Origin of the sequence: Priestia sp. LL-8 (assembly GCF_036227845.1) — a bacterium.
In the GTDB taxonomy this organism is placed as follows: Bacteria; Bacillota; Bacilli; order Bacillales; family Bacillaceae_H; genus Priestia; species Priestia zanthoxyli.
Map to the genome: position 1 here is coordinate 2,153,262 of NZ_JAZAQH010000001.1, position 16,854 is coordinate 2,170,115.

Sequence of the window (16,854 nt, forward strand, 5' to 3'; positions counted from 1 at the left end):
TTAAGTACAATTTTGCTTGTTTTGATGCTGAAAATGAAAGAAACTCAAAGGAATAATCTTAGAGCTTTCTAAAAAAAATATTTCCCCCTAGTAAGGAACTTGAGGGATAAATAACAAATAAGAGCTGTCCAGAACCGACAGCTCTTATTTGTTATTCAAAAATATAAGCCAATGCTTGAAGAGCTTGTTCTGGCGTTTCGACTACAACTTGCGCTTTGTTTGATAGTTCTTTAAGCGGGTGATGCAGTTTTTCTGGGCGAACCAAAATTAGCGGTTTATCTAATGCAATGGCTGTTGCCGCATCCATTGCGCTGTTCCACTGCTTGTATTTTTCGCCAAATAAAGCAATAACCACATCAGATTTTTTAAGGAGCACCTGCGTACGTAAATTATTAATTTGAGAAGCAGCTTCATCTTTTAAGACAGCGTTAGGCTGTTTTCCTAAAATTTCTTCTCCAATGTTGTCGGAGCGGTCATGGTCTGTCATCGGACCGACAAAGGTAAGGGGAAGGTTTAATTGTTCTGCTTGGTTTTTAATTTCGTCTCGCCAGTTATCGTGAATTTGCCCGGCAAGGTATACGGTTAAGTTCATTATGTAGGAGTCCTCCTCTAACTAAAGTTTGTTTTATTTTATCAAATGTAAGCGGATAATACGAATGATTTGAATGAGCTACTTTTCCAAAAATAAGGTTATAGTAGACAAATAGTTAAAAAAGAGAAACAATAGAAGGCGTATTGCTAATTAAAGAAAGGATGTACATGATGACAGAAACAGTGCTACAAGTAGATCATGTCAGTAAAGTAATTGGGAAGAAAACCATTTTGCATGATGTATCCTTATCGGTTGAGCGCGGTGAGATTTTCGGGTTGCTTGGTCCGAATGGCTCTGGAAAGACAACGCTAATTCGTACCGTCGTAGGACTCATTAAAGAAACAGAGGGAACGATTACCGTTAACGGCTTTCCTTTAAAGGAACAGTTTACATCAGCTATGAAATCAATTGGAGCGATTATTGAAAACCCTGAGTTCTATGATTATCTGACGGGCTATCAAAATTTAAAACACTTTGCGAATATGCATGAAGGGATCACATCAGAACGCTTGGATGAAGTGATTGCTTTAGTAAAACTTGAAAACAGCATTCATGCAAAAGTGAAGACGTATTCTCTTGGGATGAGACAGCGTTTAGGAGTAGCTCAAGCTATTTTACATAAACCTGCATTGCTTTTACTAGACGAGCCAACAAACGGTCTAGACCCAGCGGGAATGAGAGAATTTCGTACATATTTACAAACGCTTTGCAGGGAAGAAGGAATTTCAATTTTAATCGCGAGCCACTTATTAAAAGAGGTAGAAGCACTATGTGACCGCGTTGGTATTATTCAAAACGGCGAGTTAAAAGCTATTCAAGATCTATCTCCAAATCGTCAAGATCAAGGAATGTACGTAGAATTTGAAGTGTCTGATGCACAAAAAGCAACGGATCTTTTATCACAAGAATTTGAAGTAACGGTGAGATCACATAGTATCGACGTGGCGATTGTAAAAGAGCAAATTCCAGCTGTGAATAAAAAATTAGTGGACAGCGATATTTTAGTCTACCGAATTACCCCTGTGTATGAGACGCTTGAAGATTCGTTTATGTCCGTTACGGAAGGAGAGCACCATGCTTAAGCTAATTCAAAATGAACACATGAAATGGTTTCACAAAAGAAGTACAAAAATCACGTTTATTACAATCGGCATTTTAACTCTTTGTATGGCTCTTTTAATGAAAAAAGTAGCAAACAGTGCAGGAACAGAAGACAACATTTTGAACTTCCTGTCATTTAGTTCAGGTATGCTGATTCTCGTTCAATTTTTCGCGCTTGCTGTTGGAGGGTCAATGGTTGCAAAAGAGTTTGAAGCAGGTACCATTAAGCTTCTTTTAATTCGTCCAGCTAGACGCTCAACGATTTTAACGTCCAAGTACATAACGCTCATTTTAATTAGCTTGTATTACTTACTGAGCTATTTACTTTTTTCGTTTGTATGGGGAGCATTGTTCTTTGGATTTACCAGTCTAGAAGGAGATGCACAGCTGCTTAAAAACATTACGCTTACGTATGACAGTGCGTATATGGAAACGTTTATGATGATGACGTTCGCATTCATGCTGTCGTCTTTATTTAGAAACAGTGCGCTTGCTTCAAGTCTAGCTATTGTCGTAAGTATCGGGGCGAAAGCAGTAACTGGGATAGTATCACAGTTTGGTTTATGGTGGGGGAAATTTTTACTGTTCGCCAACACAAACTTTGTGCAGTATATGGACGGAATGAAGACGATGTTTGACGGCATGACAATTCCATTTTCAATCTTCATCTTAGTTGCACACTTTGTCTTCTTCATGGGCGTAGCTTGGGTGGCGTTTTTAAAACGAGACGTAGCTAATTGATGTGGGAATTTTCACACTATATATTTTTCTAAAATAGCATTTGACAATTAAATAAAAAGAGATTACAGTAGTGAAAGACTATTTTTAAAACAACTATAAACTTCTTATCAAGAGAGACGGAGGGACTGGCCCTATGATGTCTCGGCAACTGGCTGTACGCAGTGCGGTGCCAAATCCAGCAGACGATGTTTCGTTTGGAAGATGAGAAGGGTAATCTTATGATACAAATAAGAGACCTCTTCTTATCAATAAGAAGAGGTCTTTTTTTATTACGTAAACAAGAGGTGTTAAGAATGGAACAACAAAAAGGAAACGGCTGGGCGCTGTTACCGCTGGGCGTCTTTTTAGTCCTGTTTGTCGGATCAGGAATCATAACGGGAGATTTTTATAAGCTGCCTGTATTAGTAGCCATTATCATTGCAGCCATTGTGGCGCTGGCTATGAACCGCAAAGATTCACTTAATGTAAAAGTGGAACGATTTGCTAAAGGAGCAGGGCATCCTGATATCATTATTATGGTACTTATTTTTATTTTAGCAGGTGCTTTTTCTCAAGTCGCTAAAGGCATGGGAGCTGTTGATTCAACGGTAAACTTAGCTCTGTCTGTTCTTCCGCAAAGCTTAGTGGTAGTCGGAATCTTTGTTATTGGCGCATTCATTTCAATTTCGATGGGAACGTCAATGGGAACAATCGCTGCATTAGGGCCTATCGCTGTAGGAATCAGTGAGCAGGCGCATGTATCCATTACATTGGCAATTGCTGCCGTTGTTGGTGGTGCAATGTTTGGAGATAATTTATCCGTAATCTCTGATACGACCATTGCAGCAGTTCGTACGCAAAAAACAAATATGTCAGATAAATTAAAAGTAAACTTTTTTATCGTACTTCCTGCAGCGATTGTTACGGTAGTTTTATTACTTGTAATGACGCTAGGCAATACATCATCAGTAGAAATTAAAGATTTTAGCTGGTTTAAAATCTTGCCTTATGTCGGCGTACTAGTTGCTGCCATATTTGGTGCAAACGTATTAAGCATTTTAACCGGAGGAATTGTATTAGCCGGCGTGATTGGATTAGCTGACGGAAGCTACACGCTTTCTTCTCTTGCTAAAACTGTGACAGAAGGTATTGGCGGAATGTCGGAATTAATTATTTTATCTCTTTTAATTGGCGGAATGGTTGAACTCATTCGCTATAACGGCGGTATTCAGTTCTTATTGAACTTATTAACACGACGCATTCAAACAAAAAAAGGCGGAGAATTCAGTATCGCTGGATTGGTAAGTTTAACTAATTTAGCCACGGCTAATAACACGATTTCAATTATTACAGCAGGTCCGTTAGCGAAAGAAATCTCTGATAAGTATTCAATTGATAATCGTAAATCAGCCAGTCTGCTCGACTTGTTTTCATGCAGCGTTCAAGGGCTTATCCCTTACGGTGCACAAATGCTTCTAGCAGCAGGATTTGCTAAAGTTTCACCGATTGAGATTATTCCATTTACATTCTATCCAATGTTAACAGCGGTTTGCGGTATCATTGCGATTGTAATTGGCTTTCCACGTTTAAATAAAAAATCAAAATCATCTAAAGAGGCTGCTTAATCTAAAGAGGCTGGAACGAAAGTATTTTAGATGAAGTGAAAAACGAACCATTGATCAAGATGTTTGATTAGTGGTTCGTTTTTTTTGTTGTGTTAAACGCAGGTTTCATGTGTGTAGGTCCTTCTAGCAGTTGATTAGAGGGCAAGGCGAAGACTCCCGCGGACAGCAAAGTCTTGCACGGAAATCAACTGGAGTGTCACAAGCGGTTCAGCTCATGTATACTAGTTGTTCGTCTTGAGATTGGATTCATTTCGTTATGTCTCAACCTCTTTTTTTACTGCTTGAAAAAATCAGTCGGTTTTTCTTCACCTAATTCCTTCCAAATCGTCTCATTTTGTTTAAGTGCATAAGCCGCTCCTCCGATTTCAATTCCGCATAATAAAATAAATAATAAAATACCCATGACATGACCTCCTTGTATAAATGAATAAAAAGATGATTGTAACGGGTTTAGCTTATTGCCGCTTCACTTTATAATGAGAATAAAGTATGAAACGCGTTTCAGCGCAAGAGAAAAAGGTGAAAACATGACAAATATCCGAGATATCGCAAAAAAAGCTGGTGTATCTGTTTCGACCGTGTCACGGGTGTTAAATAATCATCCGTATGTAAAAGAAGAAAAGCGCCGACTGGTGGAAGAAGTGATTCAAGAACTTAATTACGAACAAAATATTAATGCCGTTCACTTATCAAAAGGGAAAACAAATATGATTGCCGTCGTACTGCCTTTTATTAATCATCCGTATTTTAGTCTGCTTTTAGAAGGGGTGGCATCTCAAGCGTTAGAAAAGCAGTATCAGCTTGTTATTTGTCAGACGAACTATGATGTAAAAAAAGAAGAACAAGCGCTTCATATGCTAAAAACAAAGCAAGTTGATGGAGTGATTATTTGTTCTAGAGCAAGCAGCTGGAGCGCGATTGAATATTATCAGCAGTACGGGCCGATAGCCGTGTGCGAAAACGTACAAAATCGTTCTATTCGCTCCGTATACGTTGATCATTATGCAGCTTTTAAGCATGCGCTCCTGTATTTAAAAGAAAAAGGATATAAGGATATTGGCTACTGTATTGGAAGAATGACGGGTACAAATAGTCAGCAGCGGCAGCAAGCATACAAAGAATATGTAGAAAGAATAAATCAGTCTTATCATCCGGAATGGGTTTTTCAAGGCTGTTTGAACGTGACAGATGGTGAAAAAGTGGTGGAAAAACTAGTGCAGATGAAAAATCGGCCTCAGGCGCTTTTAGTAACAAACGATCAAGTCGCTATTGGTATAAAAGCTCAGTGCGAACAAGCTGGTATGTCAGTTCCAGGCGATTTAGCTATCATTGGTTTTGATAATCATCCGCTTTCTTCTTATTTACAAATCACAACGATCGAACTTCCTCTTAAAGAAATGGGCGAAACGCTTTTTAAACTAGTCGGGAGCAAGGATCCTCAAAAAATTGAGCTTCCTTTTCGGTTTATTGAGCGTAAAAGCGTATAAATTCTTGATGACGTTATGAGGTGTTTTTACCGGATAAAATGAGCAAAAGCGGACATCATACGAGTAAAGTAAGAAGAAAAGGATGATGATCGTGGAGAAAAAAGAATATCAAGTGGGAGATCAAGTATTTGTTATTTATCGAAATCCTCATACAGCAAATGTTGCCAATATCAATCAAGCTGAAATTGTTGAACATCCTGAAAACAAAGGCGAAAAAGCGCTTTTTTTACATGAGTCTTATCATTTGTTAGCTGAAGATGATGCGGTGTATTCAACGTATGACGAAGCAGAGAAAATGTATAACAAGATATTTGATTATGAACAATATGACTGACGCAAGGCTCTCTTAAACAGAGAGCTTTTTTGTGTAAAAAATAATTACCAAGGATAGAGTCTTTTTGTTTTTCAAACGCTATTAGTATTAGAAAAAAGGAAGTGTACATGATGATAAAACCTTTTGTACCTCAATTAGTATACATTGAGCCAGGGGCAATGGAGTACCCGCTTGGTGTTCAATTAAAAGAAAAATTTGAGAAGATGGGAATTGAGATTCGTCAAACAACTTCTCATAATCAAGTGCGTAATATACCGGGAAAAAATGATTTACAAAAATACCGCAATGCCAAGTCGACTTTAGTAGTTGGTGTGCGTAAAACGTTAAAATTTGATACATCTAAACCGTCAGCTGAATATGCAATACCGTTTGCAACAGGGTGTATGGGGCACTGTCACTATTGTTATTTGCAGACAACAATGGGAAGCAAACCATATATTCGCACGTACGTGAATGTTGAAGAAATATTAGGTCAAGCAGAACAATATATGCAGGAAAGAGCCCCTCAAATAACGCGATTTGAAGCGGCTTGTACATCTGACATCGTAGGAATTGACCATTTAACACATTCATTAAAGCGCGCGATTGAATATTTTGGAGAAAGTGAACTAGGTCAACTGCGCTTTGTGACTAAGTTTCATCACGTGGATCATTTATTGGATGCTAAACATAATGGTCGCACGCGCTTTCGCTTTAGCATAAATGCAGATTATGTTATAAAAAACTTTGAACCTGGTACATCTCCTCTCGATTACCGGATTGAAGCTGCTAATAAAGTCGCAAAAGCCGGATATCCACTTGGTTTTATTGTGGCCCCTATTTACATTCATGAAGGTTGGCAAGAGGGGTACCGTCAGCTGTTTGAAAAGCTTGACGCCTCTATACCTGAGGAGTCAAGAGATGATATTACGTTTGAAATGATTCAGCATCGCTTTACCAAGCCGGCCAAGCGGGTAATTGAGAAAAATTATCCAAAAACGAAGCTTGAGATGAATGAAGAGGAGCGCCGCTACAAATGGGGGCGTTACGGAATTGGAAAGTATGTATACGCAAAAGATGAAGAACAAGAATTAAGAGAAACATTAGAATATTACATTGATCAGTATTTTCCAAATGCAAAAATCGAATATTTTACGTAATTATTCTACAGTAATTGAAAAGTTATTCTGACACCTTAGTCAAAATAACTTTTCAATTTTTAATGTAAAAAAATAAATTGCTTGCTAATAAGCTGAAAAAAAGAGGTTATTTTTATCTCTTGTCGTATTACATACAAAAGGGAGGTGACTGAGATGTTAAAGAATGAAGAGTTTGCGCTAACAAAAGAATTAACAAAAGAACAGCAAGAAGCTGCACGGAATTTTATTCAAGTGTTGTTCCAAGAAGATTTATCTGAATTTTGGAACATATTATGCGATATCGATAAGTCTCGTATTTACGGCTTGTATGAAGCAAACCATTACTATGATTCTGATATTGAACTACATGGATTTGTACAAGAAATAAGAGATAATGTAAGAGCTGTTTATGCGCCTCTTCAAGGGCAAGGAGGTATTTCGACGAAGGTTCGATATACAAGCGAAGGAAAGATGTATGTATACATATTAGGAAGTGGCGAAAACCCTAAGGTATATCCTGTTGGATTAATGCCTGAAACATATATCGAACAAGAACGTTTTTCTCAGCGGCTTCAAATTAGCATTTATAACGAAGAGTTTCGAAACGTTGCGCTGTAAACCATATATAAATGGAAAAATAAAGAATAATAAAATTAATTTGTTAAAATAGCAATATTTGGGGTATGTAATAGGTATAACATTAAAAAGGGGTGAAAGAAATGCATTATTATCGTATTTCAGAGGGAGACCATGAAGAGTATTGTGAAACGATTCTGCTTCATGAAAAGAAGTTTTGCAAAGAAACATTTCAATCTATGGTTCGAGAAGCAATGAACAATAAGCCCGGTAAAATTGACCGTGTGGATATTGTTAAGTATTTAATTGGTCACCATAGTTTTCAAGTAGCCCACATCGAAGCGGGATTTCATAGTACATACAGCGAGAAAGTGACATAAAAAATGCAGCACATCCTATACAACGAACTTTTCTTTTGAAAAGGGCGCTGTATTTTTTTTTGCTAAAAATAGAATGTTTCTAAGTGATATTCCTTTTAATGGTATAATAGTTAAGTGCTGTAAGATATACATATAAAAATCACAAATACTTTAAAGAGAAAGGGTGAGGAAATATGGAAAAAGAAAGAATAGAAGAACTTGAACGAAAAATAAGCAGTTTAGAAGAAGACGTAGCCAAGCTAAAGTCGCTCGTATATAAAACAAATTCTCCAAGACCAAAAGCAGTTCACCCTCCTCCTCAGCGGCGCGAAGAGACCGCTAAACGTCCTGTTCAGACAGCAGCTAAAAGTTCACAGGTAATAGAAGAACCTGTTGATTGGGAAAAAGTCCTTTTTCAAATATGGCTGCCGAGAATCTTTATTTTTGTATTTATTATTGGCGTGCTATGGGGATTTAAAGCAGCCTCTGACTATGGATTAATGAATGAAAAAGTAAAAGTTGTTCTCGGTTTCGTTGTTTCAATAGGTTTTGCTGTGACAGGTCATTTCCAAATTAAAAAGGGTAGGTTGGTGCTCGGGCAAGTACTTGTAGGAGGAGCTATTCCTATTCTCATGTTAACGACGTTTGCGATGCATAGCCTATATCATTTAGCGGGACCAACGCTTGCTTTTATACTAAATACGAGCTGGATTATCTTAGGGATTATCGCGACAGTCTTTTATCGTTCACAGGCATTAGGGGTTATTAGCGCGGTTGGAGGCGTACTAGTTCCTTTTCTTATTGAAAGTAATTCGCCTAATGCGCTCGTTTTCATTGGCTATGAAACGCTTCTGTATATTGCCTTTTTATATGTGGCAATCAAACAAAAATATTCAATTTTATATGTTCTTTCCGCGGTACTATTAAATCTTACGCTACTCATTTATTACTCGTTTGTTGGTGATAATGGTGTAAAAGAGTTATTAGGTATGGCGATTCTGATTCAGCATTTATGCTTAATTTCTAGTTTTTTTCTATCACAATCCGTACTCCAAGTATATGCGTTTACCCTTCTATCGAGTTTAGCAGTTACGTACGGCTGGCTGCTTGCCGTTTTTGACGATGGCACGACCACAATGGTGCTGCTTGCGCTAGTTATTATTTACGCATTAGGTGTTTACACAGTAAGAAGTTCTAAAGAGAAATTTGAATTTTTTATTACCTATTTAATTGTTGCAGTAGCGTTTTTTATTCATCAGCTCGTCGATTTAAGAGAAGGAGCCATTTTATATGTGATTCAAGGACTTGCTGTTTACTATATCGCCATGACGTATAAAAATCTACTTCATCAACTGTTTTCTTATACGATTTATATACTGAGTGCCACGTATATCTTAGTTACACCAATCGAACAAGTGCTGTCTCTTCCGACATTAAATTGGGTTGTTGTGTTAGCTTCTATTCTAGTATTTGTATGGATCAGTATTCAAAAAACAGAAAAAGATGAGCACGATACGTTCAAAATTGGAGGAAGTATTGTTTTTTCTATTCTTTCTTTAATTTTTGCAACGGAAGTGACGGCCGCTGGCACCAATGATCTTTCCGCTAATACGCAAACGCTTATTATGACGGCTGTTTGGCTATGTTTGGCCATTGCTGCATTCGTAATAGGATTACTTCGAACCTTTAAAACAGCCACGTATATCGGTGTCGGCCTGTTATTTTTAACACTTTTCAAACTTGTTTTATATGATTTACCTTTTATTCCAATGGCTATACGTGCCTTACTATTTATCGTCTTAGGAGCCATCGGTTTAATTATTTCGCGCCTATTTTATAAAAAGAAGTAGCTAAAAGCTGAAGAGAAATTCTTCAGCTTTCTTTATTATAATATGATTATGTAAACTTAGCCTTGAAGTCGTACAAAAGGTATCCAATCATGTATAATGGAACAAGTGAATTGGAGGTATACATAAAATGAAATCACTTGTATTAGCAGAAAAGCCAAGTGTAGCACGTGATCTTGCACGTGTACTTGGCAGCACACAAACAAAAAAAGGGTATATTGAAGGGCCAAAGTACGTCGTAACATGGGCACTCGGTCATTTAGTTGAATTACAAACACCAGAGGATTATGATAACCAATATAAAACATGGAGATTAGAAGATCTGCCAATCATGCCTGAGAAAATGAAACTAAAAGTAATTCGTAAAGTAAGCTCTCAGTTTCGCACAGTATCTGATTTAGCAAAAAGAAAGGATATTGGAGAGTTAATTATTGCGACTGATGCAGGGCGTGAAGGAGAGCTTGTAGCACGTTGGATTATGGAAAAGGTACGCTGGAACAAGCCGTTTAAACGCCTTTGGATTTCGTCTCAAACGGATAAAGCAATTCGTGACGGGTTTAAACAGTTAAAACCAGGAAAAGAATTTAATCGCTTGTATGATTCAGCGGTTTGCCGTTCAGAAGCCGATTGGCTTATCGGTTTAAACGTAACGAGAGCGTTAACGACTAAATACGAAGAACCTTTATCGGCAGGGCGGGTACAAACACCGACGCTTGCGATGATAATTGAGCGTGAACAAGTAATTAACACATTTAAGCCTAGTGAATATTGGACGCTTACAGCTCAGTTTTCATCTTTTGAAGCAGCTTGGCAAAAAGGCAATGAAAAGCGCATTTTTGATGAAAAACGCGCAAAAGAGCTGCACTCAAAATTATCAGGTGAGGCAGTTGTAAACACAATTAAGCGCAAAATGCATAAAGAAGCGCAGCCGCTTCCTTATGACTTAAACGAACTGCAGCGAGATGCTAATAAACGCTTTAACTTCTCTGCTAAGAAGACATTAAATGTACTTCAAAAGTTATATGAACAGCATAAGTTAGTCACGTATCCACGTACAGATTCTCGTTATTTAACGACAGATATGGTTTCCACTATGAAGGAGCGCTTGGAAAGTATCTCTGCTGTATATAAAGAAGAAGTTCGCCCAATTTTAAGAAATGCACAGTTGCCAAAACGAGTGGTGAATAACGAGAAAGTAAGTGATCACCATGCTATCATCGTAACGGATCAGCCTGTGTTTTTACAGGACTTATCAGCTGATGAAAGAAAGCTGTATGACTTAATTGCAAAGCGATTTATTTCGTTATTTTATCCTGCATATGAGTATGAAGTGGTCAAAGCCGAGCTTGAAGTCAATGGGGAACAGTTAGTAGCAAGCGGAAAGCAAGTCGTAAATGCAGGCTTTAAAAAAGTTTCTGGTGGAGAATCAGAAGCAACGGTGAAGCTACCTGATATGAAAGAAGGCAGCAAGCTGAGCATTCAAGATGTAACGATGAAAAGTGCATTTACAGAGCCGCCGCAGCGCTATACAGAAGCAGATCTTCTTGGACAAATGGAAAAACATAATTTAGGCACGCCGGCAACACGTGCAGATATTATTGAAAAGCTGCTGCAAAACGAATCCATTGATCGCCAAAACAATCGTCTGCATGCAACCAAAAAAGGAAAGCAGCTAATTGACCTAGTAGCGGATGAGTTAAAGTCGCCTGAACTCACGGCTAAGTGGGAACGTGAGTTAGAAGCAATTGCTAAAGGAAAAGGAAATGCAAAAGAGTTTTTAACAAATATTCGTGAGCAAACGGAAAAGCTGGTTAAACAAGTAAAAACAAGTAATCAAACGTACAAACCCCATAATTTAACGGGCTCTAAATGTCCAGAATGCGGTACGTTTTTAAAAGAAAAGAAAACAAAGCAAGGCAGAGTGCTCGTTTGTTCAAGTCTTGAGTGCAGCTATAGACGCGCAAAAGACCCTAAACTATCGAACCGCCGCTGTCCGCAGTGTCATAAACGAATGGAAATTCATTCAGGAAAAGCCGGTACGTACTTCCAATGCCGTTCATGTCAAGTAGTGGAAAAAGCTGAGGACAAAAAGAAAAAGATTTCAAAACGAGAAGAACGAAAGCTTCTTAACAAATATAACGATGACGGAGCATTTGGTTCAAGCTTGGGGGATGCTTTAAAACAAGCTCTTCAAGATAAAAAAGATAAGTAACGATGAAAAGTGCGATACCATGGTATCGCACTTTTTTAGTATAATATGGATTAAGTGATGAGTAAGCAAGGTGGCGTGGAACAATGAAAAGAAAAAACAAGGGAATGGATCGTTTAATTGCGTTCTTTATAGCAGGAGTGATGGTACTAATCATTTTAGCTATCTTAATGGGAAGCTACTTTTTTGGTTTTATAGGCTTCCTTAGAGTGATGGGAGTGGAATATGACTCTTACTGGGCCATATGTTTATTTCTATTTTTTATTTTTGTGTTTGGTTCTATCACAGAGCTTTTTTCAAAGGCACTTATTTTTTTAATGAAGAATGCTAGGATGAACAGAGTACTATTTATAACATCTGCAGCTTTTGTGGATATATTTTTTACTTTTCTATCAGTTTATATAGCAGACTTGCTTGTGAGCGGAATCCGTGTATCTATTTTAGCGGTGACTCTTTTATCCGTCTTATTTTTTTGGATGGAGAGTGTATTGGATAGTGAGTTTCTACGTAAAAAAACAAGATGATGAAGTTTTTCATCAGCAGCGCATCAACAAAAAAACGCATCATATCAAGCTTCAACGCTATTTAAAGAACCCTGTAACATATTTTTTTAAAAAAGTATGTGATTTTTTTCACATATCTCTTGAAAAAGGACAAACATGTTTGTATAATAAGAATTGTAAAAGATATGTGAAACATTTCACAATATATGTGAATAACTTCACAATATCATATTTTCTATAATCCTAAGGGGGATATCATCTATGAAAATTGCAGTAGTAGGGTGTACACATGCAGGAACAGCAGCAGTAAAAAATATGGCAGAACTTTATCCGGAAGCTAAAATTACAGTTTATGAGCGAAATGATAATGTTTCATTTTTGTCTTGTGGAATTGCGCTCTATGTAGGCGGGGTCGTAAAAGATGCAAATGGTTTATTTTACTCTTCACCGTCTGAATTGCAAGAGATGGGTGTAAATATGAAAATGAAACATGAAGTTACGAATATTGATACAGAAGACAAAAAAATAGCAGTGCGAAATTTAGAAACCAACGAAGAATTTGAAGATACATTTGATAAATTAGTGATGACAACTGGATCATGGCCGATTATTCCAAACCTTGAAGGCATCGATTTAAATAATGTTGTGCTTTGTAAAAATTATCAGCATGCTAATCACATTATTGAAAAAGCAAAACAAGCAAAAAAAATCGCCGTAATTGGTGCTGGTTATATCGGTGCAGAATTAGTAGAAGCATTTGAAGTATATGGAAAAGAAGTCACATTTATTGATAGTGCTGATCGTATTTTAAATAAATATCTTGATCCAGAGTTTACAAGCTTGATGGAAACGGAATTTAAAAAACGCGGAGTTACATTAGCATTAAACCAAGCGGTTACTAAATTTGTAGGCAGCGATGGATCTGTTGAAAAAGTAGTGACAACTGAAGGTGAATACGAAGCGGATCTTGTGATTTTGTGTGTTGGCTTCCGTCCAAACACAGACTTAGTAAAAGGGCAGGTAGAAATGCTTCCAAACGGCGCAATTGTGGTCGATGAATATATGCAAACAAGCAAAAAAGATATATTTGCGGCCGGAGATAGTTGTGCCATTTACTACAATCCGATTAAGAAACATGCCTATATTCCGCTTGCTACAAATGCGGTTAGAATGGGAACATTAGTTGCTCAAAACCTTGTTAAACCGACGATTAAGTATATGGGAACACAAGGAACATCAGGCTTGCATATTTATGATTACAATGTTGCATCTACCGGCATAACTGAAACAGCGGCTTCTCTTTTTGATATGAATGTGAAAAGTATCACAATATCAGAAAATAACCGACCTGAATTCATGCCAACGTACGAAAATATTACGTTAAAAGTAGTATATGAAGAAGAAACAAGACGAATTGTAGGAGCACAGGTTATTTCTAAAATTGATGCTACTCAAGCAATCAATACATTGTCCGTATGCGTACAGCAGGAAATGACGATCGATGAGCTTGGCTTTATGGACTTTTTCTTTCAACCCCACTTTAATAAGCCTTGGCATTTCTTAAACCAAGCAGGGCTTCAAGCGCTTCAAGCATAAAAAAGCAGGTGACTACCTGCTTTTTTTTATGTGGATTTTATTATCTTTTTTATTTTTATTTTAGCAGGTTTAAAGCGGATCCATCCTATGATAAGAAGAATAAAAGGATATAAAGCTCCTAGCAAAAAACTATAGGGAATCCACGTTTCGGCTAACCATGTTTTTTGATAGGTAATGGTTGGGTACACAATAATGGAAAAAGTCGTAACAGTTAATCCCATCGGTAACGTTAGAAATCGAGTTTCATTGATGTTAAAAATATGACAAAGTCCAGCGATGGAAGCATGAAAATAAAGAGAAACCTTAAAGAAAAGAGTGAGAAACCATATAATAGCAATAATTACCTCGATTCCTTGCAAAAAATTTCCCACCTCAATTCGCTTAGCCATTTCATATACAGGAAACATGGTAGTTGAAGAATGATACGAACCAATAACGATTATACAAGAGAGAATAACAATTACCATAATAAATCCACCTAGCAGGCTGCCGCTCATTAAAGCTTTAGCTCCTTTTTCAGGTTTTCTTAAATGAAGGGGGAAAATCATCATCAAAGGAGCAAAAGTAAAATAAGTAATGCTAAGAAAGATAAGAACCGAATGAGTCAGCGGCTTTAAGTGAATGTCCATTAAAGGCATAAGATTTTCAAGTTTCATTTGAGGAGTTAGTGAAAAAATAAAAATCCCGAGAAGGCCAACAAACCACGGGAAAAAGATTTCACAGCAGCGTGCAATTGTTTCTAGCCCGAGTCTTGCCCCGAAAACAACCACAAGCATAAAAATAATGTGAATAGCAAGCAGTGGCGTTTCCATCATAATATGGGTATTTAAAAAACTCCCGACGTAGTATACAATACGGCTGCACGTTATGACAGTAGATATGACAAATAAACAAGATACAACTTTTCCTAGATATTTTCCAAATACTACATCATTGATTTCTACCAGATTTTTATCTTTAAATAAAAGTCCGAGAGCAATATATACTTTCACTAATACAAATCCGCATGCTACTCCGAGGATAGCGGGAATCCAAGCAGTTTGCTTAGAATCAATAGTCATAGATGCTGGAGCAATAACAATTGTGCTTCCAATTGTATAAAGCATGACGAGCATGCGAAATTGAATCGTTGAAATTTTAACTACAGGTTTCACGGTATTCACTTCCTCGTCTTACGTATTAAGATAATAAATGAAGTAAAAATATGCTGATTGGCCTGAAGATAGCAGCTGATAAATCAGAAGGATTTGGAACATATAAACCCAGTGCTTTACAGATGCTTACGGACATTCCAATTGCAAGAACTGTGTAGAATAGCCATAATTCTTTCTTCGCTTTTTTTTGCCGTAAGTTAGGTACTTCAAACCAAATGACGAGCGTGCAAACAATAAGTAACCCCAATACCCCTAGCATAGACTAGCTCCTATACATGAATAATTAATGTTATATTTTCCAGAAAAATAATTACTTATACCGAAGGTGCATTCTCTATTAAAGGTTTTTGATTTTTTAGTCGCTGTTAGAAGAATGCTGCTTTTTGTTTTGAATAAATCCTGCAATTAAAAGGAAAAGCGGATATAAGATGCCTACAACTAAGCTGTAGGGAATCCACGTTTTTGTATCCCAATCTTTTTGATAAGAAACGCTCGGATACACAATAAGGGAAAGTGTAATCATGATGAGTGCGACTGGAAAAGAAAATAGCTTGTAGTCCTTTATGTGAAATACATTGGCAAACCCCAAAAGAGTAGCGTAAAAGTAAATGCAAAGCTTAAAAAAGAGAGTAATAAACCACAAAATAGCAATGACTACTTCAATTCCTTGAAGAAAGTTTCCTACATCAATTCTTCTTCCTAATTCATAGCTTGGAAACATGGTGATTTGGGAGTAATAAGGACCAAGTACTAAAATTCCGAGTAAGATTAACGTCACCATCACTAGTCCACCGGCTATATTCCCTATATAAAAAGATTGAGTGGCCTTTTTCGTGTCTGGTGTATGGGAAGGAAAAATCATAAGCAGAATGGTATAAGTCAAAGAACTCATGCTTAAAAACGTTAAAACAGCACGAATAAAAGCTTTTGGATGTATTTCGAACACAGGCTGAATATGCTCTATTTTAATTTGCGGAATCATAGACAAAATCAGAAGTCCGAATAATCCGACAAACCAAGGAAATAAAATCTCGGCACTTCGTGCAATAACTTCTATTCCTAGGCGTACTCCTACGATAACCACACCCATAAATGCAATGTGGATGGCTGTAAGCGGCGTGTAGGGAAGAATTTGTGTAGTGAGAAAATTCCCTACATAGTAAAGAACTTGACTGCTGATAAATAAATTGGATAATACAAAAACAGCAGAAACAATCTTTCCAAACAGTTTGCCTAAAATTTTTTCGTTCATTTCCATCAGCGTAAGCGTTGGAAACATTTTTCCTAGTGAGGTAAAAAGCAAAACTAAGCCAATTCCTGATGCTACACCGAAAAGTGCTGTAATCCAGGCATCTTGATGAGCATCAGCCGTAATAGCGGCAGGCACAACAATAATTGTGCTTCCGATGCTATATAAAGTTACTAGCTTGCGAAATTGAGTAGCCGAAATATTGATTTCATTAAGCAAAATGAGCACATCCTTTTGCCATATACACTAATTAAGTAATCCAACGGAATAATAAGTGACTTAAAGGTTGAAACATTGCTTCTACCCAATCAGAAGGGTTCGGTAGAGGCAGTCGAAAGATTTTTGCAAGAGCGATCATCATACTGATTGTCATGAATAAAATAA

Annotated in this window: 17 protein-coding genes and 1 riboswitch; of the genes, 12 read left to right on the plus strand and 5 right to left on the minus strand. The window is 37.2% G+C overall.

The genetic code is table 11. The annotated features are described in order from the left end of the window. Positions 1-151 precede the first annotated feature (151 nt). Complete coding sequence (locus U9R83_RS10920) at positions 152-592, minus strand: YtoQ family protein (RefSeq protein ID WP_025752263.1); 441 nt, start codon at positions 590-592, stop codon at positions 152-154. A gap of 170 nt (positions 593-762) precedes the next feature. On the opposite strand from U9R83_RS10920, the gene U9R83_RS10925 reads away from it, so the two are divergent. From U9R83_RS10925 to U9R83_RS10935, 3 genes are all read left to right on the plus strand, one after another. Next, positions 763-1,674 (plus strand): ABC transporter ATP-binding protein, encoded by a 912-nt coding sequence (locus tag U9R83_RS10925; protein WP_115653812.1) that lies wholly within the window; start codon positions 763-765, stop codon positions 1,672-1,674. Next, the gene (locus U9R83_RS10930; RefSeq protein ID WP_140450810.1) at positions 1,667-2,434 is read left to right on the plus strand and encodes an ABC transporter permease; all 768 of its coding nucleotides are present in this window, start codon (positions 1,667-1,669) and stop codon (positions 2,432-2,434) included. The genes U9R83_RS10925 and U9R83_RS10930 overlap by 8 nt, the downstream gene beginning before the upstream one ends. Before the next feature lie 101 nt (positions 2,435-2,535). Further along, a riboswitch (SAM riboswitch) is annotated at positions 2,536-2,642 on the plus strand. Between the two features lie 85 nt (positions 2,643-2,727). Further along, positions 2,728-4,038 carry a Na+/H+ antiporter NhaC family protein gene (locus U9R83_RS10935; RefSeq protein WP_028413457.1) on the plus strand — a complete coding sequence of 437 codons (1,311 nt, stop codon included), beginning with the start codon at positions 2,728-2,730 and terminating at the stop codon, positions 4,036-4,038. Positions 4,039-4,312: 274 nt separating this feature from the next. Here the strand turns inward: U9R83_RS10935 and U9R83_RS10940 are convergent, their stop codons facing one another. Beyond that, entirely contained in the window at positions 4,313-4,441 is a 129-nt protein-coding gene (locus U9R83_RS10940; protein WP_014460225.1) for a hypothetical protein, read from the minus strand. Positions 4,442-4,565: 124 nt separating this feature from the next. Here U9R83_RS10940 and U9R83_RS10945 point away from each other — a divergent pair, with 124 nt between their 5' ends. The 9 genes from U9R83_RS10945 to U9R83_RS10985 all read left to right on the plus strand — a co-directional run bounded on the left by U9R83_RS10945 (position 4,566) and on the right by U9R83_RS10985 (position 14,067). Continuing rightward, positions 4,566-5,525, plus strand: coding sequence for a LacI family DNA-binding transcriptional regulator (locus U9R83_RS10945; protein ID WP_328575233.1), 960 nt, complete (start codon positions 4,566-4,568; stop codon positions 5,523-5,525). 85 nt (positions 5,526-5,610) lie between these two features. Further along, entirely contained in the window at positions 5,611-5,859 is a 249-nt protein-coding gene (locus U9R83_RS10950; RefSeq protein ID WP_042992131.1) for a transcriptional regulator SplA domain-containing protein, read from the plus strand. Between the two features lie 110 nt (positions 5,860-5,969). Beyond that, complete coding sequence (gene splB / locus U9R83_RS10955) at positions 5,970-6,998, plus strand: spore photoproduct lyase (protein WP_025752275.1); 1,029 nt, start codon at positions 5,970-5,972, stop codon at positions 6,996-6,998. Positions 6,999-7,151: 153 nt separating this feature from the next. After that, a complete protein-coding gene (locus U9R83_RS10960; protein WP_014460221.1) occupies positions 7,152-7,595 on the plus strand; it encodes a hypothetical protein in 444 nt (147 codons plus the stop codon). A 101-nt stretch (positions 7,596-7,696) separates the two neighbouring features. After that, complete coding sequence (locus tag U9R83_RS10965) at positions 7,697-7,933, plus strand: hypothetical protein (RefSeq protein WP_013056931.1); 237 nt, start codon at positions 7,697-7,699, stop codon at positions 7,931-7,933. A 173-nt stretch (positions 7,934-8,106) separates the two neighbouring features. Continuing rightward, positions 8,107-9,762: a DUF2339 domain-containing protein gene (locus U9R83_RS10970; RefSeq protein WP_328575234.1), complete on the plus strand. Its 1,656-nt coding sequence runs from the start codon at positions 8,107-8,109 to the stop codon at positions 9,760-9,762. 127 nt (positions 9,763-9,889) lie between these two features. Continuing rightward, a complete protein-coding gene (locus tag U9R83_RS10975; protein WP_182420630.1) occupies positions 9,890-11,971 on the plus strand; it encodes a DNA topoisomerase III in 2,082 nt (693 codons plus the stop codon). Positions 11,972-12,054: 83 nt separating this feature from the next. Then, positions 12,055-12,492 carry a YrvL family regulatory protein gene (locus U9R83_RS10980; RefSeq protein ID WP_140450812.1) on the plus strand — a complete coding sequence of 146 codons (438 nt, stop codon included), beginning with the start codon at positions 12,055-12,057 and terminating at the stop codon, positions 12,490-12,492. A 240-nt stretch (positions 12,493-12,732) separates the two neighbouring features. Beyond that, the gene (locus U9R83_RS10985; RefSeq protein ID WP_014460217.1) at positions 12,733-14,067 is read left to right on the plus strand and encodes an FAD-dependent oxidoreductase; all 1,335 of its coding nucleotides are present in this window, start codon (positions 12,733-12,735) and stop codon (positions 14,065-14,067) included. Between the two features lie 26 nt (positions 14,068-14,093). Here the strand turns inward: U9R83_RS10985 and U9R83_RS10990 are convergent, their stop codons facing one another. The 3 genes from U9R83_RS10990 to U9R83_RS11000 all read right to left on the minus strand — a co-directional run bounded on the left by U9R83_RS10990 (position 14,094) and on the right by U9R83_RS11000 (position 16,698). Next, on the minus strand, positions 14,094-15,221 hold the full coding sequence (locus U9R83_RS10990; RefSeq protein WP_328575235.1) for a GerAB/ArcD/ProY family transporter: 1,128 nt from the start codon (positions 15,219-15,221) through the stop codon (positions 14,094-14,096). Positions 15,222-15,246: 25 nt separating this feature from the next. Continuing rightward, positions 15,247-15,480 (minus strand): hypothetical protein, encoded by a 234-nt coding sequence (locus U9R83_RS10995; protein ID WP_014460215.1) that lies wholly within the window; start codon positions 15,478-15,480, stop codon positions 15,247-15,249. 96 nt (positions 15,481-15,576) lie between these two features. Then, the gene (locus U9R83_RS11000) at positions 15,577-16,698 is read right to left on the minus strand and encodes a GerAB/ArcD/ProY family transporter (protein WP_243494603.1); all 1,122 of its coding nucleotides are present in this window, start codon (positions 16,696-16,698) and stop codon (positions 15,577-15,579) included. Positions 16,699-16,854 lie beyond the last annotated feature (156 nt).